This is a genomic window from Vibrio sp. CUB2, from assembly GCF_001557945.1.
Classification (GTDB): domain Bacteria; phylum Pseudomonadota; class Gammaproteobacteria; order Enterobacterales; family Vibrionaceae; genus Vibrio; species Vibrio owensii.
In genome coordinates this window covers 243785-269926 of sequence record NZ_LNRB01000007.1, presented here as the reverse complement: position 1 = coordinate 269926, position 26142 = coordinate 243785, and the positions used below count along the sequence as shown (strand labels likewise).

The window sequence follows — 26142 nt, the reverse complement described above, 5'->3', positions numbered from 1 at the left end:
TATGTTTGCTTTGATTGATGCTGCGTTATCGCGTGCACGTACCATGCTCACTTTATTGGTGATGATTTTGATTGCTGGAGTGATCACCTACATCACGATCCCCAAAGAGTCGAGCCCCGATATCACCATCCCAATTATTTATGTTTCCGTTGGGCACCAAGGCATTTCACCAACTGATGCGGAGCGCTTATTAGTTCGCCCAATAGAGCAAGAGCTGCGTTCAATTGAAGGCGTAAAAGAAATGACCGCGGTTGCTTCAGAAGGCCATGCCTCGGTTACGCTTGAATTTAGTGTCGGTATTGATCTGGCTGAAGCGATGGCAGATGTGCGTGACGCCGTCGATCTTGCCAAACCTAAATTGCCTGAAGATAGTGATGAGCCAACCGTAAATGAAGTGACGTTCGCATCAGAAGAGCCTGTCCTCACTTTGGTTCTGTATGGCACTGTCCCTGAGCGCACAACAGTACAAATTGCTCGTGCACTGCGTGACAAGCTAGAAAGCTACCGTCAGGTGTTGGAAGTTGATATTGCCGGTGATCGTGAAGACATTGTTGAGATCGTCGTCGATCCGCTGTTGATGGAAAGCTATGGTTTGGATCAAGCAGACATCTACAACTTGATTGCTCTCAACAACCGAGTCGTGGCTGCGGGTTTTGTCGATACGGGATATGGTCGTTTCTCGGTTAAAGTTCCCTCTGTGTTTGACTCTCTTAAAGACGTACTAGAGCTACCTATCAAGGTGAACGGTAAAGAGGTGATTACCTTTGGTGATGTGGCGACGGTGCGTAGGGCATTTCGTGATCCTGAGAGTTTTGCTCGCTTGGATGGTAATCCTGCTGTCGTACTCAACGTCAAAAAACGCGCGGGTGAAAACATCATTGAGACAGTTGAGTTAGTCAAACAAGTGATGCACGAGGCACAAAAGCGTTCAGAGTGGCCGAATAACCTACAAGTCAAATACACGTGGGATCAGTCTGATGACGTCAAACTGATGCTCAACGATCTGCAAAACAACATTCTCTCTGCCATCATTCTTGTCGTCATTGTTATCATCGCGATACTTGGTGTGCGAACCGCTCTCTTGGTTGGTATCTCGATTCCGGGTTCTTTCCTTACAGGTTTGTTAGTGCTGTCGGTGTTTGGCTTAACGGTCAACATAGTGGTGCTCTTCGCGCTTATTATGGCGGTAGGGATGCTGGTGGATGGGGCTATCGTAGTGACCGAATTTGCTGATAGACGGATGCAAGAAGGTACGCCACGTAAAGAAGCCTATCGAGACGCGGCAAAACGGATGGCTTGGCCTATAACGGCATCAACTGCGACGACCCTTGCAGCGTTTGCCCCTTTACTGTTTTGGCCAGATATTACTGGCGAATTCATGAAGTACTTACCGTTAACTTTGATCGCAACACTTACTGCCTCACTGATGATGGCGCTGCTGTTTGTTCCGGTGATTGGTGGGATTATTGGTAAGCCCCAAGTTGTGAATCCAAAAAGCCAGCAAGAGATGGTTGATCTGCATAATGGTGAATTTGATAAAGCCACTGGCATCACCAAGCTCTATTACAAGACGCTTTCGATTGCAATTCGTCACCCGTTAAAAGTATTGCTCAGTGCGATTTTGCTCGCGGGTGGTGTTGGCTTTACTTATAGCAAAGCGGGCTTAGGCGCTGAATTTTTCCCAGAAGTGGACCCTGCATTCTTTACCGTCAAGGTGCGTTCTTACGGTGATTTATCGATCAACGAAAAAGACGTCGTAATGAAAGAGATCGAAAAAGTCATGCTAGGACACGATGAGTTTGAAAGTGTCTACACGCGTACCGGAACGGATTCAAATGATGGCGATGAGATAGGTCAGATTCAGATCACCCCTGTTGACTGGCAATATCGTCGCAAAGTGAAAGACATCATTGAAGAGCTCAAACAGACCACTAATCAATTTTCAGGTGTGGAGTTGGAGTACAAATTCCCTGATGCTGGTCCGCCAGTAGAGCATGATCTCGTCATTGAAATGTCGGCGCAAAATTCAAGCATTGACCAGTTAGACAGTGCGGCCAAAATGGTTCGTTACTGGGCTGATCGTAATCCCGCTTTAACTAACTTGAGTGATACCACTAATAAAGAAGGGATTGATTGGCAGATTGATATCCGCAGAGACGATGCTTCTCGCTTTGCCGCTGATGCGACTCTGGTTGGTAATACCGTCCAGTTCGTGACTAACGGTTTGAAGATTGGTGATTATTTGCCCGATGATGCCGATGAAGAAGTCGATATTTTAGTGCGTTATCCGCAAGATAAGCGGGATATCGGCCGCTTTGATCAATTACGTGTAAAAACGGCGGCAGGCTTGGTGCCGATCACTAACTTTGCGCAGATTAAGCCGGACCATAAGCAAGATACAATTCGACGTGTTGATGGTCGACGCGTGGTGAACATCAAAGCAGACATGGTTGAGGGGTATAACCTTGCCCTTGAATTACCAAAGATAACTGCAGAAGTTGAGCGGTTGGGCTTGCCTGCTGGTATTGATTTTAAAATTCGCGGTCAAAACGAGGAGCAAGAAAACTCTTCTGCGTTTTTACAAAGTGCTTTCATGGTTGCACTCGGTGTGATGGCTTTGATCCTGATTACTCAATTCAACAGCTTCTACCAAGCATTTTTGATTTTAAGTGCAGTTCTGTTCTCTACGGTTGGCGTGTTTGCCGGCTTGCTCATCTTCCAAAAACCATTCGGCATCATTATGTCGGGGATTGGGGTGATCGCGCTGGCTGGTATTGTTGTAAACAACAACATCGTATTGATTGATACTTACAATCAAATGCGCAGACGCGGTTTAGAAAAATCAGATGCGATTTTACGTACTGGGGTGCAACGTCTTCGCCCCGTGTTGTTAACTACAGTCACTACCATTCTTGGCTTACTGCCAATGGTGTTAGAGATGAACATCGACTTAGTGAATCAGAAGATTGAGTTTGGTGCGCCAAGCACACAATGGTGGTCTCAATTAGCAACCGCTGTTGCGGGCGGTTTGGCTTTTGCTACGGTGTTGACGCTGGTGCTTACGCCTTGTCTTCTCATGCTTGGCCGTGAACACAACCTTGATGAAAAAGAACCACAAACAAAAGAGGCAGCTTAGGCTGCCTCTTAGGTGTTGTTCTAACCAATCATGCCTTTTTACTTCATCGCGAGTAACTTACTGTAGCGATCCAGCTTCGCCATGCTGATTTTTGCATTCGCCATGAAGGTTTGCTTCGCTTTACCCGTTAAAGACTTCGATTGCGGCAACTTCACGGTTCTTGGGTTCTTATGAACACCGTTGACCAAGAACTCGTAGTGCAGGTGTGGACCGGTTACGCGGCCAGTACCGCCTAAAGTACCGATGGTTTGCCCTTGTTTCACTCGTTGCCCTGTTTTCACTGTACGTTTCGTCAAGTGCAGATACTTAGTGATGTAGGTGTTGCTGTGTTTGATAAACACGTAGTTGCCGTTGAATTTGTTGTAAGCTGACTTTTGTACCACACCATTACCAGCTGCCCAAATTGGCGTACCAACTGGTGCTGCGTAATCGGTGCCTCGGTGAGGACGAACTCTGCCCGTTACTGGGTGTAAACGGCGAGGGTTAAAGTTAGAGCTCACACGGCGGAAATCCAGAGGAGCGCGCAAGAAGGCTTTCTTCATTGCTCGACCATTTTCGTCGAAGTACTTACCGCTCTTCTCATCTAAAATCGCAGTGAAGGTGTCACCTTGGTTTTTAAAGACCGCGGCGATGATCTTGCCACGTCCAATGACTTCGCCCTCGACGACTTCTTCTTGATAAAGCACGCGGAAGGTGTCGTTTTTACGAATGTCCAAAGCAAAGTCGATGTCCCAGCCAAAGATGCCGGCTAATTCCATAATTTGGTTCGCATTCAAGCCTGATGAGATGCCTGCATTCCAGAAGTTGGATTTGATGGTCGCTTCTGCGTAGTTGAATTGGTAATCGACTTCTTTCTTGTCCACTTCAGAAACGTATTTGCTGCCTTGCAGTTTTATACGGAAAGTTTCGAAGGCATTGAGTGTACGTTTAAGTTGAATAAAGTCGTTGTTTTCATCAAAGCCAAATTGGAGTCTATCGCCAGGACGAAGTCGAGTGAGTTGTTGTTTGATTTCTTTATCGGAAGTAATCAGTTCATGCAAAAGACGAGGTGATAGACCCACGCGCTGAAACAGGACTGCAGCACTCTCACCATTTTTGACTTTATACGTTTCCCAGCGCAAAACAGAAGGGAGGTTAGAAGAAGTGCTGCGCTCGGGTGATTCTACGGAAATCGGTACCGAATAATGCTCACCAACTTTGAGTCGGCTTTGCTGCGGATCGAGGTCTTGCGGATCGGGTAAGAAAAACAGCGCGACAATGATAAGTGCACTAAAAAAACCGATCAGTACTTTGTGCAAGAGTGGTAGTCGGACAAAAATCGAATGCATGAGGTACTTGATTACTAAATTAAACGTAAAAATTGACAACTACCTAGTCTAACGTGTTTCAAAATGCATCGCTATTCAAGTAAGATGTTCAGCTATTATATTTTTGCCAAATCTGTGGGAGTGAACAAGAATGGCGAGCATTGAAGCTGCATTAGCCGAGATTAAGCGCGGTGTTGAAGAGCTGATTCCAGAAGAAGAGCTGATCGCAAAACTAAAAGAAGGTCGTCCTCTACGTATTAAATTGGGCGCCGATCCAACAGCACCTGACATTCACCTAGGCCATACGGTTATTTTCAATAAGCTTCGCTTGTTCCAAGAACTAGGTCATGAAGTGACGTTCCTAATCGGTGACTTCACTGCGATGGTTGGTGACCCAACAGGTAAGAACACAACTCGTCCACCACTCAGTCGTGAAGACGTTCTTCGTAACGCTGAAACGTACAAAGAGCAGGTGTTCAAAATCCTAGATCCAGCTAAGACAAAAATTCAGTTCAACTCTGAGTGGCTATCTGAGCTTGGCGCAGAAGGCATGATTCGTCTTGCTGCGAACCAAACTGTTGCTCGTATGCTAGAACGTGACGACTTTAAAAAGCGTTACGCTGGCGGTCAACCAATCGCTATCCACGAGTTCATGTACCCACTACTTCAAGGTTGGGACTCAGTAGCAATGGAAACGGACGTTGAACTTGGTGGTACTGACCAAAAATTCAACCTGCTAATGGGGCGTGAGCTGCAAAAATCTCACGGTCAAAAACCTCAAGTTGTACTGATGATGCCTCTTCTAGTTGGTCTAGATGGCGAGAAGAAGATGTCTAAATCTTCAGGCAACTACATTGGTATCAGCGAAGCGCCAAGCGAAATGTTTGGTAAGATCATGTCTATCTCTGACGATCTAATGTGGAGCTACTACGAGCTACTGTCTTTCCGTCCATTGGAAGAAATTGCACAGTTCAAAGCTGACGTGGAAGCAGGTAAGAACCCTCGCGATATCAAAGTACTGCTAGCGAAAGAAATCATTGCTCGTTTCCATAGTGAAGCGGATGCCGATGCGGCAGAGCAAGAATTCGTTAACCGTTTTGCTAAGAACCAAATTCCAGATGAAATGCCTGAGTTTGATTTTGAAGCGGGTACACCAGTAGCAAACCTACTGAAAGAAGCCGGTCTATGTGCTTCAACTTCTGAAGCAATGCGCATGGTTAAGCAAGGCGCAGCTAAGATCGAAGGCGAGAAAGTTGCTGATGCGAAGTTTGCACCTGAAGCAGGTACTTACGTATTCCAAGTTGGTAAACGTAAATTCGCACGAATTACTATTAAGTAATCAATAACTGTTCAAAATGAAAGCGCCTACTGGGCGCTTTTTTTGTATGAAAATTTGGTGAATCCGCAAGAGATTGACTGTAAAAGTGACTCGTTTTTGCTACTATACGCGCGCTGCTAGATGAGCAGCTTTATCGGAGATTTACATGAACAATACCGACCATCCTCCCAGTTGCTGGGTGAGTAAGATTAAGGGAGCGAAATAACCCGCTTCGGTATTGGCGATCTCCGCCTTACCTGAGTGGTAAGGCATCTTTTCTAATTTTTTCCTTCTTGTTGTTTCCCTTCATAAATTCTGAATAGGCAGTGCTATTGCATTGATGTTTTCGTGCATCCAGTGTTTCTAATACACGTAATGGATTGTGCTGAAGGCTATTTGCGTGCGTTGTCGATGGTCGTTACCAATGCCAATCGGGAGATTCGCCATGACGGTAATGAACAACACTTTTATTGAAACAACACCAAACTTCTCAGAAGTAGAAATTGGTGCCGCTCGTAACGCCTTTTTGCGATACGAGCAAGAGCAACAGCTGCATTTACTCACGGTTATGCCTATTGATGAGGCGGTGGGTATTTTGCAGCATTGCTCGGTAGGTTATGTGAATAGCCTTATTGCACAGCTTGAACAAGCGGGGCATGACAAACGTGCGCGTCACTATGCTCACCAGTTAGGTTTGCATATGTCTGAGGTTGATACACCAGACGGTTATCTTTCTACGAGTGTGCTAGGGCATGTGAAACAGCGTATTGGCTGGATCATTGCGCTTGCGCTGCTCGGAATTGTATCTGGCTTAATCATCGCCCAATATGAAGACACATTGAGCCAACTTGTATTGCTAGCGGTTTACATGCCGGTAATCGCGGCAGCTGGTGGTAATACAGGGACGCAAGCGGCAACCTTGGTGATTCGCGCTCTCGCAACGGGTGAGCTTAAGAAGCGCCAATGGTTGGAAGTGCTATGGAAAGAAAGCCGTGTCGCTCTGTTTATCGCGCTAGCGATTGCTGTCGTTATGGTTGGTCGCATCATGCTATTTAGTGGTGGGCAATCGACAGGTGGCTTTGCGCTTGAGGATATCGCGTTGGCGATTGCCGTCGCGTTGTTTATTCAGGTGACCATTTCAACCACGCTTGGCGGATTACTGCCGATTATTGCTCGAGCTTGTAAACTGGACCCCGCCGTATTGGTGAGTCCAGTTTTAGCATCGATTGTCGATATATCAGGGATGTGGATCTACTTTACCGTTGTGAACTACTTCTTAGGCATTGCCTGACTAAAGCTCACAATGTCTTGGTAGAACAATTTCTCAAACTGAGTAATAGGGGCGACAACAGGTTTGTTATCGTCCCTTTTTTCTGGGAAATAGTCTGACACAAACTGAACAAAGACGGTGTTTGGTTTACCATTCTTATCTAATCCATACCCAGCCATGTTGTAGGTTCCGTAAAGTGAACCGCTCTTCGCAATCAACTGTCCTTTAATTGGCGCTTTACGCATACTTTTGCGGTATTGCAAGGTCCCTGATTCACCAGACTTAGGCATGATTGCGATCAGGTTAAGCTCCTTCTCATGCTGCCAAATGTAACGTAAAATAGCCGCCATCGAAGTAGCTGAAATTCGGTTGTTGCGTGATAAGCCAGAGCCGTCTTCTAATCTTGCATTACGAATGTCGACACCAGTATTGGCAAAGATGATCTGTTTGATGGCTTCTGTGCCATTAGTAAAGCTTCCCGGTTGAACAAAAAACTTCGCGCCAAGTGTTTTAGTCAGCGTATCAGCAATCAAGTTGTCTGAGCGTTTGAGCATCTGATCCAATAATTGCGGCAACGGTTTAGATTTGTGTACAGCAAGCAATTTACGCTGTTTTTCTGGGGCTTTACCAATTCGGACATTCCCTTTTAATGAAATGCCGACTTGTTTAAGGAGTTTTTGCACTTTTTGGCTGGTGTAGCGCTCAGGATCTTGCACGGCGAATTTAAGAGGAAGGGGCTTGTCGCCACGGTCGACCAGACAGCCGGTTAGTTCATATTTGTTGTCTGGGTTAGCAATAAGGTCTAAATCACAGTGACGGCTCTTCTGAACGCTTCTAGAGACGGTTTTTACACTCGTGCTGACATTAATTGGTTGATGTTCAGGAACATAAACCCGTGTTGAGCCGTTTTTCTTAGTGTAGATGGAAGCTTGAACACAGTTGTCGTTTAGAGTGATTGCGGACGCTGGCGCGCTATAACAAACCCCCAGAATATCCCATGGCCAGCCTACAGCGCGGTTGTACCCAGTAAAGGCGCTATTATCTAACCAAAGATCGCCTTTAATTTGGCTTAGTCCATTTTTCTTTGCTCGCGCCAGCATCGTTTTTAGATCTTGAGTGAGCAGGGTTGGGTCGCCAGAGAAGGTAAGTACAGCGTCTGAGCTCGAGCTTTCTAATGTGGTACGAAATGCGAAGCTATTCCCCAGTTCAAGTTTTGCCGCTAAAGCCGTGACCACTTTTAAGGTGCTGGCTGGTGGGAAATACTGATCGGTTGGGTGAATACCAGTTAGCTCGCTTTGGTCGTTGAGCTTTTCAGCAATCAAGCTGACACGAGAACCTTCTGGCAAAACCTCTTGATGAGGATAAGCCATTGATGTGAGTGGGGCGAGACTAGAAAAAAGTAATAAAGACCAAGGTAAGCGCATAGTGACAGTTCGTGAGGTTAGTTATGCAATTGAGTATATACCGAAAAATCGCAGAATTCTGGATATAAAAAATGCCCGCATAGTGCGAGCATTTTATCTTCAAGTCTTAAGACTTAATTAGAAGTCGTAACGTAGACCTAGAGCTAGCTCGTCTTCTGCATCAGCTTTAGTAGCTTTGTAGTTAGAAGCAGTAGTTGAGCCCATTGAATCGCCAGCATCAATTAGGTTGAAGTTGTACGATACGTAGCCACGGAAGTTAGGCTTGAAGTAGTAAGACGCGTCTACAGCGAAGTTGTTTGCAGACGTTTCGCCGTTTGTCTCTGCGTTGTTGTATGTAGAAGTGAACACAGTTTGACCTAGAGTGTAAGCACCCGCTAGTTCGTAACCTGTGTAGTCTACAGTGTTCTTGAAGTCAGCTTCTTTTTCGCCGTCAGTGAATACACCAGCGAAGTATAGGTCGCTCATAGTGTAAGAAGCAGCAAGCATGTATTCGTTAGCGTCAGCTTGGTCTGCATAACCAGCACCTAGGTCAAGACCAGTGTCGCCTAGAGTGTAGATTGCAGATAGAGAGTAGCCATCTTCGCCGTTGTCTTTGTATTCGCCGTTTACTTCTTCACGGTCAGCAAAACGGTAGCTAGCTTTAACAGCTAGGTTTTCGAATTGGCCTTTGTAAGAGAACATGTTGTCAGAACGGTCAGCTGCAGCTAGTTTGTCAGCAGCAGAGTTACCGTGGTAAGCCATGATATCTGTGAAGTCAGTAATAACGCCTAGCGCACCGTCGTTTTTACCGTAAGTCATTTCACCGAAAGCACCGCCTAGACCAGCGTATGCGTAACGAGTGTCTAGATTGCTGTTGCCGTCTACGCCGCCGTTTTCAGCTGTAGTGAACTCACCTTCCCAGAAACCAACACCGTATAGGTTGTCGTTGATTGCTTGAGTACCAAGGAAGTTTAGACGGATACGAGAGTTGTCCGCTACGTCGCCATCTTTCATAGATAGACGTGCTTCAGCACGGCCGCCCATTTCTAGAGAAGTGCCGTCTTGGTTGTAAAGCTCAGCTGCGTTAACGCCAGTTGCCATAGCTGCTGCAGATACAGAAAGAGCAATTAGAGTCTTTTTCATCTTATTTGTCCTAGTTAGCTGTCCATAATCATTGTTTTATGGGGGAGAGGTTATCTCTCACAAGTTGTTGTTGTGCGTATAGTTTCACTCGTGAGAATCGCCCACATTCGAAAAAGCTATGACGTAACAACTTGCCGGACATGTTTTACTGCTAAAGTTTCCTTATGAGTTAGTAAAATGATATAAATCCAACTAATGAACAGTGTTCAATTGTGTGGTTGCTTGTCTTAAGTGGTTGTATTTTAATGGTTTGTGTCGGCATGACATTAGCCTGACATTGATTTGTTTTTATCTTTCTTGAGGTTTTTTATGTAATGAACAGTGTTGTTTTTCAATAAATTGCGATGATGGTTAAATCTAAAAACAATTGATGGCGCGTTATTAACCACACAACTAGACAGCAAAATCGAATTAAGGTGATTTCATACCCTAGTTTGTTTAAACTAATCAAAACAGAATCTTTGAACGTACTACCCAGTCACCATGATTGGGTGGGCTTTTTTTGTCCAAAGACACCTTTGGCCTTGAGGTTATATAATGGAAAAAGTTCCAATGACACTGCGTGGCGAACAATTGCTACGTACTGAGCTAGATCGTCTACTAAAGCTTCGCCCACAAATTTCAGAAGCAATCGCAGAAGCGCGTGAACTAGGCGACTTGAAGGAAAATGCAGAATACCACGCAGCTCGTGAAGAGCAGGGTATCTGTGAAGCACAAATCCGTGACATTGAATACAAGCTATCTGTAGCTCAAGTCATTGATGTAACAACGATGGACAACACTGGTAAAGTGATTTTTGGTTCAACGGTTACTCTAATTGACTGTGATACAGAAGAAGAGAAAACGTACCAAATCGTTGGTGACGATGAAGCAGATATCAAAGCCGGCCGCATTTCAATCAGTTCTCCAATCGCACGTGGCTTGATCGGTAAGATGGAAGGTGACGAAGTCGTTATTCAAACCCCAGGCGGCGCGAAAGACTTCGAAATCGATAGCGTTGAGTATATCTAATTAAAACCAGTCTGTTTTAATTAGGCTTAAATAGTAGATGCAAAAAAGGTCGCCCATGGCGACCTTTTCTTCTTCCTCTGCGCAAGTAGGGATTACTTACGTGGGATTTCGATTTTACGCTCTTCAGACTGGCGGTATAGCACAAGTACTTTACCAATTGTCTGAACTTTTTCAGCGCCCGTCTCACGTACGATAGCGTCGATGATCAGCTGTTTTGTCTCACGGTCTTCTGATGCAACTTTAATTTTGATCAGTTCGTGGTGGTCAAGAGCGATTTCAATTTCTGCTAGCACGGCTTCTGTAAGTCCATTTGCGCCCATTAGCACAACAGGTTTTAAACTGTGAGCCAGGCCTTTTAGGTGCTGCTTTTGTTTGGTGCTTAGGTTCATTACGCGGCCAATTTTCTTTAAAATAAGGGTTGAAAAAAGCTATTTTAACGCCATCTATTGCTGAAGACTATAATTTATTGAGTAATAGGTTGAGCCTATTAGAACAATAGCTCCTAATTACGCCTTGTTGGGATTAAAATGAGTAAACAAAAACATTCGGCTAGTTCTGGTCGTTGGTTGAAAGAACACTTTGATGATAAATACGCAAACGAAGCTCGTAAGAAAGGCTACCGTTCTCGTGCTTACTTCAAAATCGAAGAGATCCAAACAAAAGATAAATTGTTGAAATCTGGGATGACTGTCGTCGATTTAGGTGCAGCTCCAGGTGGATGGTCTCAATATGCTGCTAAGATAATAGGTGAAGAAGGTCAAATCATTGCATGTGACTTATTGCCTATGGATCCAATCGCTGGTGTAAGCTTCCTGCAAGGTGACTTTCGTGACGAGGCGGTTTTAGATGCTCTATTAGAAAGAATCCAACCTTCGATGGTTGACGTAGTAATGTCTGATATGGCTCCTAACATCGCTGGTAATAACTCTGTAGATCAGCCACGAGCTATGTATTTAGTTGAATTGGCTTTAGATATGTGTCGACAAGTTCTAGCACCTAATGGTAGCTTTGTCGTAAAGGTTTTCCAGGGTGAAGGCTTCGATCAATTTGTGAAAGAAGTCCGAGACATGTTTAAAGTCGTAAAAATCAGAAAACCAGACTCATCGCGAGCTCGCTCCCGAGAAGTCTTCGTTGTAGCCACTGGTTACAAAGGTTAACTATTTCGCTTGTTTAGAGCATGGTTAACACTATAGCTACAGGAAATGAACTGTAGTACCCTACCTTTAATTACAATTAGTTATCGAGAGGCTGACACCTTGAGTGACATGGCAAAAAATTTAATTCTGTGGCTTGTTATCGCTGTCGTATTGATGTCGGTATTCCAGAGCTTTGGCCCTGGAGAGAGCAATGGCAGAACCGTGGATTACACCACGTTTGTACAGGAAGTTGGCCAAGGCCAGATTCAAGAAGCAACTTTTAAAGACGGTGAGATTAGCTTTGTTCGTCGCGGCGGCGGTGCCAAAATGGTTACTTACATGCCTGTGTATGACCAAAAGCTTCTAGATGACCTAATTAATCAAAACGTGAAAGTGCAAGGTACGCCTCCTGAAGAGCAAAGCCTGCTAGGCACTATTTTCATTTCTTGGTTCCCAATGATTTTACTGATTGGTGTATGGATTTTCTTCATGCGTCAAATGCAAGGCGGCGGCGGTAAAGGCGCTATGTCTTTCGGTAAGAGCAAAGCTCGTATGATGAGCGAAGAGCAGATCAAGACAACTTTTGCGGACGTTGCAGGCTGTGACGAAGCAAAAGAAGACGTAAAAGAATTGGTGGACTACCTGCGTGATCCAAGCCGCTTCCAAAAACTGGGCGGTAAGATTCCAACAGGTGTATTAATGGTTGGTCCTCCTGGTACTGGTAAAACGCTACTAGCGAAAGCCATTGCTGGTGAAGCAAAAGTACCATTCTTTACTATCTCTGGTTCTGACTTCGTAGAAATGTTCGTAGGTGTTGGTGCATCTCGTGTACGTGACATGTTTGAACAAGCGAAGAAAGCGGCACCTTGTATCATCTTCATCGATGAGATCGATGCGGTTGGTCGTCAACGTGGTGCAGGTGTTGGTGGTGGTCACGATGAACGTGAACAAACACTAAACCAAATGCTTGTAGAGATGGATGGTTTTGAAGGTAACGAAGGTATCATTGTTATCGCTGCGACTAACCGTCCTGACGTACTTGACCCTGCGCTGTTGCGTCCTGGCCGTTTTGACCGTCAAGTCGTTGTTGGTCTTCCAGACGTACGTGGTCGTGAGCAAATTCTTAAAGTACACATGCGTAAAGTGCCTCTAGCGGGTGACGTAGAGCCATCTCTAATTGCACGTGGTACTCCGGGTTTCTCTGGTGCAGACCTAGCAAACTTAGTTAACGAAGCGGCTCTATTTGCTGCACGCGGCAACAAGCGCAACGTTTCTATGGTTGAGTTTGAACTGGCTAAAGACAAAATCATGATGGGTGCAGAGCGCCGTTCAATGGTGATGTCTGAGGAAGTGAAAGAATCAACAGCATACCACGAAGCGGGGCACGCAATTGTTGGTCGCTTGGTTCCTGAACACGATCCAGTTTACAAAGTGTCTATCATTCCACGTGGTCGTGCGTTGGGTGTGACTATGTACCTACCTGAGCAAGACCGTGTGAGTATGTCTCGCCAACACCTAGAATCAATGGTTTCTAGCTTGTACGGTGGTCGTCTAGCGGAAGAGCTGATCTACGGTGCTGACAAAGTATCGACAGGTGCATCGAACGATATCGAACGTGCAACAGACATCGCTCGTAAGATGGTTACGCAGTGGGGCTTCTCTGAGAAACTTGGTCCGCTACTGTATGCGGAAGAAGAAGGTGAAGTGTTCCTAGGACGTAGTGTTACTCAGACTAAACACATGTCTGATGACACAGCGAAGCTAATCGATGATGAAGTTCGCAAGATCATCGACCGTAACTACGACCGTGCGAAACAAATCTTGCAAGACAACATGGATATCATGCATGCGATGAAAGACGCGCTAATGAAGTATGAAACCATTGATGCTGGCCAGATTGATGATCTGATGGAGCGTAAGGCGGACATTCGTGAGCCTGCTGGTTGGGGTGATAAGCCTGCAAACAAACCAGAAGACAACGATAAGCCTCAAGCGAAACCTGAAGCAAAAGCTGAAGAGAAATCAGAAGAGCCTACAAAACCAGTAGAGCAACCGGCTTCTCAAGAAGCGACTTCAAGCGAAGCGCCAGAAAAGAAAGACTCTGAATAAAGAGTAGCCTTTGATAATAAACCCCGAGTTAAGCTCGGGGTTTTTGTATATGTTGTGATTATTAAAGCTATGATTATTAAAGCAAACAACAAATCTCTCGACCTTTCTCGCCCTCACGTCATGGCGATTCTCAATGTAACCCCAGACTCCTTCTCCGATGGTGGTAAGTTCAACTCACTCGATCTTGCGCTTGTCCAAGCTGAGAAAATGATTGCTGCCGGCGTCAGTATTATCGATATCGGTGGTGAGTCGACGCGTCCTGGCGCGCCAGATGTTGAGCTAGAGGAAGAACTGCAACGCGTCATTCCTGTTATCAAAGCGATTCGCAAAAAACACGATGTTTGGATTTCTGTTGATACCAGTAAAGCTGAAGTGATGCGCCAAGCTTATGAAGCGGGAGCCGATCTCATCAATGATGTTCGCGCGCTTCAAGAACCGGGGGCTCTGGAAGTGGCGGCACAAGCAAACCTACCAATTTGCTTGATGCACATGAAAGGTCAACCTAGAACGATGCAGGCAAATCCACAGTATGATGATCTGATGGAAGATGTCTCAGAATTTCTCAAAGAACGCATTGCTGCTTGTGAAGCGGTGGGTATTGATAAGTCTCAACTTATCCTAGACCCAGGTTTTGGCTTTGGCAAAACCATAGAACACAATTATCATATGCTCGCTCATCTCGATAAGTTCCATGAATTCGGCTTACCAATACTTGCTGGTATGTCGCGTAAGTCAATGATCTTTAAGCTGTTGGATAAAGCCGCAGCGGAATGCACTAATGCAAGCGTGGTCTGTGCGACTATCGCTGCAATGAAAGGTGCGCAGATCATTCGAGTTCATGACTTTGAAGAAACCATTGAAGCAATGAAGGTGGTTGAGATGACGAACAAAAATATCAAAAAGAATTAAGGAAAGTTTTATGTCTGATAAAAGACGTTATTTTGGTACTGACGGTGTGCGCGGTAAAGTTGGTCAATACCCGATTACTCCGGATTTCGTACTAAAGCTTGGCTGGGCAGCTGGTCGTGTACTAGCAAAACAAGGCACTAAGAAAGTTATCATCGGTAAAGATACGCGTATCTCTGGCTACATGCTTGAATCTGCTCTTGAAGCCGGTCTTGCAGCAGCTGGTCTGAAAGCTACCTTTACGGGTCCAATGCCAACACCGGCAGTCGCTTACCTAACGCAAACCTTCCGTGCGGAAGCGGGTATCGTTATTTCAGCGTCTCACAACCCTTACTACGACAACGGTATTAAGTTCTTCTCGTCTGAAGGTACTAAGCTTCCGGATGATATCGAGCTTGCTATTGAAGCTGAGCTAGACAAAGACATCGAATGTGTTGAGTCTGCTGAGCTTGGTAAAGCGACTCGTCTAAATGATGCAGCAGGTCGTTACATCGAATTTTGTAAGAGCACTTTCCCTTCTGAGTTGAGCCTTGCAAACCTAAAAATCGTTGTTGACTGTGCACACGGTGCGACTTACCACATTGCTCCTAACGTATTCAAAGAGTTAGGCGCAGAAGTTGTCGCAATGGGTGTTGAGCCAAACGGCACTAACATCAACGCTGAAGTGGGCGCGACTGACGTTCGTGCGTTACAAAAGCGTGTGGTAGAAGAGCAAGCTCATCTTGGCCTAGCGTTCGATGGTGATGGTGACCGTATCATTATGGTTGACCATTTAGGTAACAAGATCGACGGTGACCAAATCGCTTACATCATCGCACGCGATGCATTGCGTCGTGGTGAACTAAAAGGTGGTGTTGTTGGTACGCTAATGACAAACCTAGGCATGGAAAATGGCTTAAAGCAACTAGGTATTCCATTTGTACGTGCAGCTGTAGGTGATCGCTACGTGATGGAGCAGCTACTTGCGAAAGGCTGGAAGATTGGCGCTGAAAACTCAGGTCACGTTATCTTGCTAGACAAAGTTACTACGGGTGATGCAATTGTTGCCGCGTTGCAAGTTCTTGCTTCTGTGGTCGGCAGTGATATGACACTACACGACTTGTCTCAAGGGATGACGCTTTACCCACAAGTACTGGAAAACGTACGCTTTGCTGGTGAAAGCAACCCACTTGAAGCTCAAGCTGTACTAGACTCAGTAGCAGCGGTTGAAGCTGAGCTTGGTGACAAAGGTCGCGTATTGCTTCGCAAATCAGGCACTGAGCCTCTGATCCGAGTGATGGTTGAAGGTGAAGATGCCGAGCTTGTTCAAAGCTCTGCGCTTAAAATTGCAGACGCAGTAAAAGCAAGTTGTTAATCATTGCGTTAACCTATTTTGCGAGAGAAAAGGGCATCTTTTGCCCTTTTTTTGAGCGCTTAATGCGTTAGCGCTGACTTTTTGCTAATTTTCCCTTGTCAGCGTTACTGGCTTTCGCTAGTATTGCTCCGCCTCCCGTTAGGAGGTCGCTAGCCTTGTTCATAAATAAACATCATTGTTTTTGAACGGCGCTGGCTCAACAATTTGGAACATAGGTGGAAAAAAATGTTTTCAGTTCTACTTGTGATTTACCTGTTGGCGGCGCTTGGTGTGATTGGCCTTGTGTTGATTCAACAAGGTAAAGGCGCAGATATGGGAGCCTCGTTCGGTGCAGGTGCTTCAAACACAGTGTTTGGTGCAAGCGGCTCAGGTAATTTCTTAACCCGAACAACTGCTATTTTAGCAACCGTATTTTTTATCATTAGCTTGTTACTTGGTCGTATGTCTACGCACAAGACTGAGTCACAATGGGTAGACCCAACACTAGGTCAGCCAGTTGTAGAACAAGTTAAAGATGCAGCAAGTGAAGTTCCAGCACCAGCAGGTGATGAGATTCCACAATAAGCTGTAAAGGTTTATGTAGCCGAGATGGTGAAATTGGTAGACACGCTAGCATGAGGTGCTAGTGCCTTTGGTGTGAGGGTTCGAGTCCCTCTCTCGGCACCATGAATTTACAAACTTGTAAATCACTTAGTTGAGCGTATAATGCTCAGCAAGTCGGACGCGGGGTGGAGCAGCTTGGTAGCTCGTCGGGCTCATAACCCGAAGGTCGTCGGTTCAAATCCGGCCCCCGCAACCAATCTCTTCTTTCATTGGAAAGAATGATTCGATTGGCAAGTTTGCACAGTGCTAACCACACTGTGAGTTAAGAAAAGCAAATTTTGGCTATTCTTAACGTATCAGGGTCCAGCAGCATAAAACCCCGACTTTCGGGGTTTTTTGTTATCTGAGTTTTTGTAATTTAACTCGGATCACTGCTTGGTTTTTTGATTGGGCTCTGAGCCCTTTTTTTGTTTCTGGAGTGGTTCAAATGACTGGTTTAGAAAGACAACTTACTGAAATGCTTGAAGCTCCAGTAGAGGCATCAGGCTATGAGTTGGTTGGATTAGAATTTATTCGTGCGGGTGCGCACTCAACGTTACGTATCTACATCGACCACGAAAATGGCATCAATGTAGACGCTTGTGCAGAAGTAAGCCATCAGGTTAGCGCAGTACTAGACGTTGAAGATCCAATTTCTGTTGCTTACAGCCTAGAAGTTTCTTCTCCAGGCTTAGAAAGACCACTTTTCAAAGCAGCACATTACGAGCAATTTATTGGTCACGAGGTCAGCATCGTTTTGAAAATGGCTGTTGCAAACCGTCGTAAGTGGGCAGGTATTATCCACAGCGTAGATGGTGAGACAATTGCAGTTACTGTTGATGGGCAACAAGAAGAGTTTGCTCTAAGTAACATTTCAAAAGCTAACCTGATCCCTAAATTTTAGTTCCCTAAAAAATTTGAAGCTTAGAGGCTAAATACAATGAGTAAAGAAATTTTAGCGGTAGCAGAAGCGGTATCGAACGAAAAAGCGGTACCTCGTGAGCGTATCTTTGAAGCTCTTGAGATTGCTCTAGCAACTTCTACAAAGAAAAAATACGAAATCGAAATCGATGTACGTGTCGCTATCGACCGTAAAACGGGTGAGTTTGAAACTTTCCGCCGTTGGTTGGTTGTAGAAGATGTAGAAAACCCAACAAAAGAAATCTCTCTAGAAGCTGCACAGTATGAAGATGCAGACATTCAACTAGGTGATTTCGTAGAAGACGATATCCCATCGGTTACATTTGACCGTATTACGACTCAAACTGCTAAGCAAGTTATCGTACAAAAAGTACGTGAAGCTGAGCGTGCACAAATCGTAGAACAGTTTATCGACAACGAAGGTGACCTAATCACTGGTGTTGTTAAGAAAGTAAACCGTGAAACAGTTGTAATGGATCTAGGTAACAACGCAGAAGCGGTAATCCTACGTGATGACCAACTTCCTCGTGAAAACTTCCGTCCAGGTGACCGTGTTCGTGGTCTTCTGTACAAAGTTGCTCCAGAAGCGCGTGGTTTCCAACTGTTCATTACACGTTCTAAGCCAGAAATGCTGGCAGAACTATTCCGTGTAGAAGTACCAGAAATCGCTGAAGAAATCATCGAGCTTAAAGGTGCTGCACGTGATCCAGGTTCTCGCGCTAAGATCGCTGTTAAAACAAATGACAAACGTATCGACCCTGTAGGTGCGTGTGTTGGTATGCGTGGTGCACGTGTACAAGCAGTATCTGGTGAGCTTGGTGGTGAGCGTATTGATATCGTTCTTTGGGACGATAACCCAGCTCAATTCGTTATCAACGCAATGGCGCCAGCTGACGTTGCTTCTATCATCGTTGATGAAGATGCACACTCAATGGACATCGCAGTTGAAGCTGACAACCTAGCGCAAGCTATCGGTCGTAACGGTCAAAACGTACGTCTAGCATCTCAACTAACTGGTTGGGAACTGAACGTAATGACTGTGGCAGATCTTCAGAAGAAACACGCTGAAGAATCTCAAGCGTCTATCGAAAACTTCATGAAGTACCTAGACATTGAAGAAGACTTCGCTCAACTACTTGTTGAAGAAGGTTTCTCAACGCTAGAAGAAATCGCATACGTTCCAGTTAACGAACTGCTAGACGTAGACGGCCTAAACGAAGAGCTTGTAGAAGAGCTTCGTAGCCGTGCGAAAGACGCGCTAACGACAATTGCCCTAGCGCAAGAAGAGTCTTTTGAAGGTCTAGAGCCAGCTGAAGATCTACTAGGCCTTGAAGGTCTAGAGCGTGAGATGGCATTCAAGTTGGCAGCAAAAGGTGTAGCAACACTAGAAGATCTAGCCGACCAAGGTATCGACGATTTAGAAGGTATTGAAGGCCTGACAGAAGAACGCGCAGGTGAGCTTATCATGGCTGCACGTAACATCTGTTGGTTCGGCGAAGAAGCATAATATCAGCAAGGAGGAAGCGGCATGACACAATTAACAGTTAAAGCTCTGAGTGAAGAGATTGGTACTCCAGTCGACCGCTTAATGGAACAACTTGCTGACGCTGGCATGAACAAAGCGAGTTCTGACCATGTATCGGATGAAGAGAAGCAAAAGCTTCTCTCTCACCTGAAGAAAGAGCACGGCGATAAGTCGGGCGAATCTGAACCTACTAGACTGACGCTTCAACGTAAGACTCGTAGCACGCTAAGTGTTGCAGCAGGTGGCGGCAAAAGTAAGGATGTTCAAGTAGAAGTGCGTAAGAAGCGCACATATGTGAAGCGCAGCACTATCGAAGACGACGCAAAACGTGAGGCTGAGGAAGCAGCAAAGCGTGAAGCTGAAGAGCTTGCGAAGCGTGAGGCAGAAGAACAAGCCAAACGTGAAGCTGCAGAGAAAGCACAGCGCGAAGCCGATGAGAAAGCGAAACGTGAAGCGGATGCAAAACGTGAAGCTGAAGAAAAGGCAAAACGCGCACAAGCTGAAAAGGCTAAGAAAGACATGAATGCAAAAAATGCGGATGCTAATACGCAAGCGAAGAAAGAAGCTGACGAGCTAAAGCGTCGTCAGGAAGAAGAAGCCCAACGTAAAGCTGAGCAAGAAGCCGCGAAGCTTGTTGAAGAAGCTCGTAAACTTGCAGAAGAGAACGAAGCTCGTTGGTCTGAAGAAGAGTCTAAGAAGAAAGAACTTGAAAACTCTGACTACCACGTAACCACTTCTCGTTACGCTCGTGAAGCTGAAGATGCAGCTGACCGTAAAGAAGAAGGCGGTGCTCGTCGTAAGAAGAAGAAGCCAGCAAAAGAAGAGCAATCACGCGGTGGTCGTAACCAACGTGGTGGCAAAGGCCGTAACAAAGGCAAGCTTGCTAAGCCAACTTCAATGCAACACGGTTTCGATAAGTCTGCGACTGTAGCAAAACAAGACGTAGTAATCGGTGAAACAATCGTTCTTTCTGAACTTGCTAACAAGATGTCGGTTAAAGCGACAGAAGTTATCAAAGTAATGATGAAGATGGGCGCTATGGCGACTATCAACCAAGTGATCGACCAAGAAACAGCACAGCTTGTTGCTGAAGAAATGGGTCACAAGGTAGTTCTTCGTAAAGAGAACGAACTGGAAGAAGCAGTACTATCTGATCGTGATACAAACGCAGAAGCAGTACCACGCGCTCCAGTTGTAACTATCATGGGTCACGTTGACCACGGTAAAACGTCAACACTTGACTACATCCGTCGTACACACGTTGCTTCAGGCGAAGCGGGTGGTATTACACAGCACATCGGTGCTTACCACGTTGAAACTGACAACGGCATGATCACGTTCCTTGATACTCCTGGACACGCAGCGTTTACTGCAATGCGTGCTCGTGGTGCTCAAGCGACAGATATCGTTGTTCTTGTAGTTGCAGCAGACGATGGCGTAATGCCACAAACAGTTGAAGCGATCCAGCACGCGAAAGCGGCAGGCGTTCCTCTAATTGTTGCTGTGAACAAGATCGATAAAGAAGACGCGAACCCAGACAACGTTAAGAATGAGCTAGCTCAATACGACGTAATCCCTGAAGAATGGGGCGGTGAGAACATGTTCGTTCACATCTCTGCTAAACAGGGTACAAACATCGATGGTCTTCTAGAAGCAATCCTTCTTCAGTCTGAAGTTCTTGAACTTACAGCTGTAGCTGAAGGCATGGCATCTGGTGTTGTTGTTGAATCTCGCCTAGATAAAGGTCGCGGTCCAGTTGCAACAGTACTTGTTCAATCAGGTACGCTAAACAAAGGCGACATCGTTCTTTGTGGCCAAGAATACGGTCGTGTTCGTGCAATGCGTGACGAACTAGGTCAAGAAATCACAGAAGCTGGTCCATCTATCCCTGTAGAGATCCTAGGTCTTTCAGGCGTACCATCTTCAGGTGACGAAGCGACAGTAGTACGTGACGAGCGTAAAGCGCGTGAAGTAGCAAACTACCGTGCTGGTAAGTTCCGTGAAGTGAAACTTGCTCGTCAGCAGAAATCTAAACTAGAGAACATGTTCTCTAACATGACTGCTGGTGAAGTTGCTGAACTAAACGTAGTACTGAAAGCTGACGTACAAGGTTCTGTAGAAGCAATCGCAGACTCTCTACTGAAACTGTCTACTGACGAAGTTAAAGTGAACATCGTTGGTTCTGGTGTTGGTGGTATTACTGAGACTGACGCAGTTCTTGCAGAAGCTTCAAACGCAATCATCCTTGGCTTTAACGTACGTGCGGATGCATCTGCTCGCCGTGCAATTGAAGCAGCAAGCGTTGACCTACGTTACTACTCAATCATTTACCAATTGATTGACGAAGTTAAACAAGCAATGGGCGGTATGCTTGCTCCAGAATTCAAGCAAGAAATCATTGGTCTTGCTGAAGTACGTGACGTATTTAAGTCACCGAAACTGGGCGCAATCGCTGGTTGTATGGTTACTGAAGGTCTAATTAAGCGTAACAACCCAATCCGCGTTCTACGCGACAACGTTGTTATCTACGAAGGTGAACTAGAGTCACTTCGTCGCTTTAAAGATGACGTTCAAGAAGTTAAGAATGGCTACGAGTGTGGTATCGGCGTTAAGAACTACAACGACGTTCGCGTTGGCGACCAGATCGAAGTATTCGAAGTCGTTGAAATCAAACGTACTCTAGACTAATTGACTAAAATTACTAAACGTCTGAAAGACAAATAGTAATTGGTTGTTGAATACACCATGGGGGGCTGGCTTGACCATCCCCCCATTCTTTCTATTTAAGAGAATGAATATGTCAAAAGAATTTAGCCGCACGCAGCGCGTATCACAGCAGCTGCAAAAAGAACTTGCGATGATCCTTCAACGTGAAGTTCGTGACTCTCGCCTAGGCATGGTTACGATTTCTGATGTAGAAGTATCACGCGATCTTGCTTACGCAAAAGTATTCGTTACTTTCCTATGTGTGGGTGAGCAAACGCCAGAATCATGCCTAGCAGCACTACGTGAGCACGAAGTGCACATCCGTATGATGCTTGGTAAGCGTATTCGCCTACGTCTGACGCCTGAAATCCGTTTCTACTACGACAACACACTAGTAGAAGGTATGCGTATGTCGAACCTAGTTTCTGAAGTTGTTAACGAAGATAAACGTAAACAGCAAGATTCAGGTCGCGAAGAAGATCAGGCAGGGGAAGAGTAATGGCTCGTCGTCGTAAAGGTCGTCCAATTAATGGCGTTATCTTGTTGGACAAACCAACAGGTATTTCTTCAAATGATGCACTGCAAAAAGTAAAACGTATTTTCTTTGCTGAAAAAGCGGGTCATACGGGTGCATTGGACCCACTAGCGACGGGCATGTTGCCAATCTGCTTAGGCGAAGCAACTAAGTTCTCTCAGTTCTTGTTGGATTCAGACAAGCGCTACCGCGTAATCGCAAAGTTAGGTGAGCGTACTGATACGTCTGACTCTGATGGCGAAGTGGTAGAGACGCGTCCAGTTGACGTGAACCTTGAGAAGTTAGAAGCGTGCATCGACACGTTCCGTGGTGAATCAGACCAAGTACCTTCGATGTTCTCAGCATTGAAATACCAAGGTAAGCCATTGTACGAGTACGCTCGTAAAGGCATTGAAGTGCCACGTGAATCGCGCAAGATCACCGTATACGAAATCGTGCTTCACCGTTTTGAAGGTGACGAAGTTGAGATGGAAGTACACTGCTCGAAAGGCACTTACATCCGTACTATCGTTGATGACCTAGGTGAAATGCTTGGCTGTGGCGCACACGTGACCATGCTTCGTCGTACTGGTGTTGCTAAGTACCCATACGAAAAAATGGTGACGCTAGAGCAACTTAATGAGTTGCTAGAGCAAGCGCATCGTGATGAAGTCGCACCAAAAGAGTTGCTTGATCCACTGCTGTTGCCAATGGACACTGCCGTTGAAGATTTACCTGAGGTAAACCTAAACGCAGAGCTAACCAACTTGGTACAGCATGGTATGCCAGTACAAGTGTTTGGCGCGCCAGAAGGGACGCCAATTCGCATGACTTCTGGTGAAGATAAGCTGTTTATTGGCGTTGCTGAAGTGAACGACGATGGAAAAGTGGCACCAAAACGTTTGGTGGTTTTCCGCGACGAAGAGTAACTTCATCAAGCTCTAGAAAATACCGGCTGTAATGCCGGTATTTTTATATTGCGCGGGTGAGGAAACTTCCCTATAATTCGCGCTTCGCGTAGCGGCTGAATCAGAGATTGGCTGCTACAACTTTAAACTTACTCTTATTAGGAGAGAATTATGTCTCTGAATGCAGAAACTAAAGCAGCAATCGTTGCAGAATACGCACAAGGCGAAGGCGACACAGGTTCACCAGAAGTTCAAGTAGCTCTACTTACAGCTTCTATCAACCACCTACAAGGTCACTTCAAAGCACACAAAGGCGATCACCACAGCCGTCGTGGTCTTCTACGTATGGTTTCTCGTCGTCGTAAGCTTCTAGATTACCTAAAAGGTAAAAATCTAGCTCGCTACCAAGACCTAATCAAGCGTCTAGGCCTACGTCGCTAATCAGCGACTGCATAGCAGTTTGTCTAAAAGGGGCTTTATGCCCCTTTTTTGTTGCCCGTTACTTATTTTCACTGCTATGGCTTAGCCAAATCAAACTTATGCCGTTATACTACACGCGGTTAAATCTCGTTTTGAGATTTTCACAAAGACTCATTGCATTACAGTCAACCACGTCGACCAAAAGGTCGCGACTATTAAAAGCGAATTGCACACCATGTCAGTTTGTTTTCACTAGTCGCGATTCGTAATGTCTTGAGTATCAATCAATACTCTCTGAGCAAGTCCATCGATGCGCTTAGAAACAAGGAATAACAATGTTCGAAAAACCAGTTGTTAAAACGTTCCAGTACGGTAACCACACAGTTACTCTAGAAACTGGCGTTATCGCACGTCAAGCTACGGCAGCCGTTATGGTAACTATGGACGATACAGCAGTATTCGTTTCTGTAGTTGGTAAAAAAGAAGCAGTTGAAGGTCAAGACTTCTTCCCGCTAACAGTTAACTACCAAGAGCGTACTTACGCTGCAGGTAAAATCCCTGGTGGTTTCTTCAAGCGTGAAGGTCGTCCATCTGAAGGTGAAACGCTAACGGCTCGTCTAATCGACCGTCCAATCCGTCCACTTTTCCCAGATGCATTCAAAAACGAAGTACAAGTTATCGCAACGGTAGTATCCGTTAACCCAGATGTTCAACCTGATATCGTAACTATGATCGGTACTTCTGCGGCGCTAGCTATCTCTGGTATTCCGTTCAACGGTCCTATCGGTGCTGCACGTGTTGGTCACATCGACGGTCAACTAGTACTTAACCCAAGCAACACTGAACTAGAAGCTTCTAAGCTAGACCTAGTGGTTGCGGGTACTGAATCTGCAGTACTAATGGTTGAGTCAGAAGCTGACAACCTAACTGAAGAAGAAATGCTATCAGCGGTTGTTTACGGCCACGACCAACAACAAACAGTGATCAAGGCAATCAACGAGTTTGCTGCTGAAGTAGCGACTCCTGCTTGGGATTGGGTTGCTCCAGAAGAGAACACAGCGCTTGTAAACAAGATCGCTGAACTGGCTGAAGCTAAGCTTGTTGAAGCTTACCAAATCACTGAGAAGATGGCTCGTTACGACCGCATCCACGAGATCGCTGGTGAAGTAAACGAAGTGCTACTTGCTGAAGATCCAGAAGCGAACACAAAAGAAATCCACACTATCTTCCACGATCTAGAGAAGACAGTTGTACGTCGCAGCATCATCGCTGGTAACCCACGTATCGACGGCCGTGAAAAAGACATGGTTCGTGCGCTAGACGTACGTACTGGTGTTCTTCCACGTACACACGGTTCATCACTATTTACACGTGGTGAAACTCAGGCTCTAGTAACTGCGACTCTAGGTACGCAGCGTGATGCTCAAATCATCGACGAGCTAACAGGTGAGCGTAAAGATCACTTCCTACTACACTACAACTTCCCTCCATACTGTGTTGGTGAAACTGGTTTTGTAGGTTCTCCTAAGCGTCGTGAAATTGGTCACGGTAAACTGGCTAAACGCGGTATCGCAGCAGTAATGCCTTCTGTTGATGAATTCCCATACACAGTACGTGTTGTATCGGAAATCACTGAATCTAACGGTTCTTCTTCAATGGCTTCTGTATGTGGTACTTCTCTTGCTCTTATGGATGCAGGTGTGCCAATCAAGTCTTCTGTTGCGGGTATCGCAATGGGTCTTGTTAAAGAAGGCGACGACTTCGTTGTTCTTTCTGACATCCTTGGCGACGAAGACCACCTAGGTGACATGGACTTTAAAGTAGCGGGTACTAACACTGGTATCACAGCACTTCAAATGGACATCAAGATCGAAGGTATCACTAAAGAGATCATGCAAATTGCGCTTAACCAAGCTCAAGGTGCACGTAAGCACATCCTATCTGTAATGGATGAAGCTATCTCTGGTGCTCGTGAAGACATCTCTGAATTCGCTCCTCGCATTCACACAATGAAGATCAGCGCAGAGAAGATCAAAGACGTTATCGGTAAAGGTGGTGCAGTTATCCGTGCTCTAACTGAAGAGACTGGTACAACTATCGAAATCGAAGACGACGGTACTATCAAGATTGCAGCAACTGAAGGTGCAGCAGCGAAAGAAGCTATCCGCCGCATCGAAGAGATCACTGCTGAAGTTGAAGTAGGCCGTATCTACACTGGTAAGGTTGCACGTCTAGCTGACTTTGGTGCATTCGTAACGGTTCTTCCAGGTAAAGATGGTCTAGTACACATCTCTCAAATCGCTGAAAAACGCGTTGAGAAAGTGTCTGACTACCTAACTGAAGGTCAAGAAGTTCAAGTTAAAGTTCTTGAAATCGACCGCCAAGGCCGTGTACGTCTAAGTATGAAAGAAGCTGTAGAGAAGCCAGCAGAAGAAGCAAACGACGCTTCTGAAGCAAAAGGCGAATAATCTAA

At 45.6% G+C, this 26142-nt stretch carries 20 protein-coding genes and 2 tRNA genes; 18 read left to right on the top strand and 4 right to left on the bottom strand.

The annotated features are described in order from the left end of the window. The first annotated feature begins 1 nt into the window (after window position 1). Window positions 2–3136 carry an efflux RND transporter permease subunit gene (locus ATB78_RS13855; RefSeq protein WP_061008931.1) on the top strand — a complete coding sequence of 1045 codons (3135 nt, stop codon included), beginning with the start codon at window positions 2–4 and terminating at the stop codon, window positions 3134–3136. Between the two features lie 38 nt (window positions 3137–3174). Here the strand turns inward: ATB78_RS13855 and ATB78_RS13850 are convergent, their stop codons facing one another. Beyond that, window positions 3175–4464, bottom strand: a complete 1290-nt coding sequence (locus ATB78_RS13850) for a peptidoglycan DD-metalloendopeptidase family protein (protein ID WP_005439427.1) — start codon at window positions 4462–4464, stop codon at window positions 3175–3177. A 130-nt stretch (window positions 4465–4594) separates the two neighbouring features. Here ATB78_RS13850 and tyrS point away from each other — a divergent pair, with 130 nt between their 5' ends. Both tyrS and ATB78_RS13840 read left to right on the top strand, forming a co-directional pair. Then, window positions 4595–5782: a tyrosine--tRNA ligase gene (gene tyrS / locus ATB78_RS13845; protein ID WP_005439437.1), complete on the top strand. Its 1188-nt coding sequence runs from the start codon at window positions 4595–4597 to the stop codon at window positions 5780–5782. A gap of 424 nt (window positions 5783–6206) precedes the next feature. After that, window positions 6207–7052 carry a magnesium transporter gene (locus ATB78_RS13840; RefSeq protein WP_009707532.1) on the top strand — a complete coding sequence of 282 codons (846 nt, stop codon included), beginning with the start codon at window positions 6207–6209 and terminating at the stop codon, window positions 7050–7052. On the opposite strand, the gene dacB is transcribed toward ATB78_RS13840, so the two are convergent. Then, entirely contained in the window at window positions 7031–8455 is a 1425-nt protein-coding gene (dacB, locus tag ATB78_RS13835; RefSeq protein ID WP_061008930.1) for a serine-type D-Ala-D-Ala carboxypeptidase, read from the bottom strand. The genes ATB78_RS13840 and dacB overlap by 22 nt on opposite strands. Window positions 8456–8572: 117 nt before the next feature. Then, complete coding sequence (locus ATB78_RS13830; protein ID WP_009707530.1) at window positions 8573–9577, bottom strand: porin; 1005 nt, start codon at window positions 9575–9577, stop codon at window positions 8573–8575. A gap of 537 nt (window positions 9578–10114) precedes the next feature. On the opposite strand from ATB78_RS13830, the gene greA reads away from it, so the two are divergent. Further along, window positions 10115–10588: a transcription elongation factor GreA gene (greA, locus tag ATB78_RS13825; protein ID WP_005439449.1), complete on the top strand. Its 474-nt coding sequence runs from the start codon at window positions 10115–10117 to the stop codon at window positions 10586–10588. A gap of 92 nt (window positions 10589–10680) precedes the next feature. On the opposite strand, the gene yhbY is transcribed toward greA, so the two are convergent. Continuing rightward, window positions 10681–10977 carry a ribosome assembly RNA-binding protein YhbY gene (yhbY, locus tag ATB78_RS13820; RefSeq protein ID WP_005425257.1) on the bottom strand — a complete coding sequence of 99 codons (297 nt, stop codon included), beginning with the start codon at window positions 10975–10977 and terminating at the stop codon, window positions 10681–10683. Between the two features lie 138 nt (window positions 10978–11115). Here yhbY and rlmE point away from each other — a divergent pair, with 138 nt between their 5' ends. The 14 genes from rlmE to pnp all read left to right on the top strand — a co-directional run bounded on the left by rlmE (window position 11116) and on the right by pnp (window position 26137). Further along, a complete protein-coding gene (gene rlmE, locus ATB78_RS13815) occupies window positions 11116–11745 on the top strand; it encodes a 23S rRNA (uridine(2552)-2'-O)-methyltransferase RlmE (protein ID WP_005439450.1) in 630 nt (209 codons plus the stop codon). A gap of 108 nt (window positions 11746–11853) precedes the next feature. Beyond that, window positions 11854–13833 carry an ATP-dependent zinc metalloprotease FtsH gene (ftsH, locus tag ATB78_RS13810; protein WP_038894275.1) on the top strand — a complete coding sequence of 660 codons (1980 nt, stop codon included), beginning with the start codon at window positions 11854–11856 and terminating at the stop codon, window positions 13831–13833. A 69-nt stretch (window positions 13834–13902) separates the two neighbouring features. Then, the gene (gene folP, locus ATB78_RS13805) at window positions 13903–14742 is read left to right on the top strand and encodes a dihydropteroate synthase (RefSeq protein ID WP_061008960.1); all 840 of its coding nucleotides are present in this window, start codon (window positions 13903–13905) and stop codon (window positions 14740–14742) included. 10 nt (window positions 14743–14752) lie between these two features. Beyond that, window positions 14753–16093: a phosphoglucosamine mutase gene (glmM, locus tag ATB78_RS13800; protein ID WP_009707527.1), complete on the top strand. Its 1341-nt coding sequence runs from the start codon at window positions 14753–14755 to the stop codon at window positions 16091–16093. Window positions 16094–16318: 225 nt separating this feature from the next. Then, window positions 16319–16657 (top strand): preprotein translocase subunit SecG, encoded by a 339-nt coding sequence (gene secG, locus ATB78_RS13795; RefSeq protein WP_005439454.1) that lies wholly within the window; start codon window positions 16319–16321, stop codon window positions 16655–16657. Between the two features lie 18 nt (window positions 16658–16675). Then, window positions 16676–16759: transfer RNA gene (locus ATB78_RS13790), tRNA-Leu, on the top strand. Window positions 16760–16815: 56 nt separating this feature from the next. Next, window positions 16816–16892: transfer RNA gene (locus tag ATB78_RS13785), tRNA-Met, on the top strand. 231 nt (window positions 16893–17123) lie between these two features. Then, window positions 17124–17579: a ribosome maturation factor RimP gene (gene rimP / locus ATB78_RS13780; protein WP_005439455.1), complete on the top strand. Its 456-nt coding sequence runs from the start codon at window positions 17124–17126 to the stop codon at window positions 17577–17579. Window positions 17580–17615: 36 nt separating this feature from the next. Continuing rightward, window positions 17616–19103, top strand: coding sequence for a transcription termination factor NusA (nusA, locus tag ATB78_RS13775; RefSeq protein ID WP_005439457.1), 1488 nt, complete (start codon window positions 17616–17618; stop codon window positions 19101–19103). A 21-nt stretch (window positions 19104–19124) separates the two neighbouring features. Next, a complete protein-coding gene (gene infB, locus ATB78_RS13770) occupies window positions 19125–21809 on the top strand; it encodes a translation initiation factor IF-2 (RefSeq protein ID WP_009707526.1) in 2685 nt (894 codons plus the stop codon). Between the two features lie 109 nt (window positions 21810–21918). Continuing rightward, window positions 21919–22326, top strand: a complete 408-nt coding sequence (rbfA, locus tag ATB78_RS13765; RefSeq protein ID WP_005431935.1) for a 30S ribosome-binding factor RbfA — start codon at window positions 21919–21921, stop codon at window positions 22324–22326. Further along, window positions 22326–23270, top strand: a complete 945-nt coding sequence (gene truB, locus ATB78_RS13760; RefSeq protein ID WP_020193888.1) for a tRNA pseudouridine(55) synthase TruB — start codon at window positions 22326–22328, stop codon at window positions 23268–23270. Before rbfA ends, truB begins: the two co-directional genes overlap by 1 nt. A gap of 150 nt (window positions 23271–23420) precedes the next feature. Then, complete coding sequence (gene rpsO / locus ATB78_RS13755) at window positions 23421–23690, top strand: 30S ribosomal protein S15 (RefSeq protein ID WP_005380094.1); 270 nt, start codon at window positions 23421–23423, stop codon at window positions 23688–23690. Window positions 23691–24004: 314 nt separating this feature from the next. Beyond that, on the top strand, window positions 24005–26137 hold the full coding sequence (gene pnp / locus ATB78_RS13750; RefSeq protein WP_061008929.1) for a polyribonucleotide nucleotidyltransferase: 2133 nt from the start codon (window positions 24005–24007) through the stop codon (window positions 26135–26137). Window positions 26138–26142: the final 5 nt, after the last annotated feature.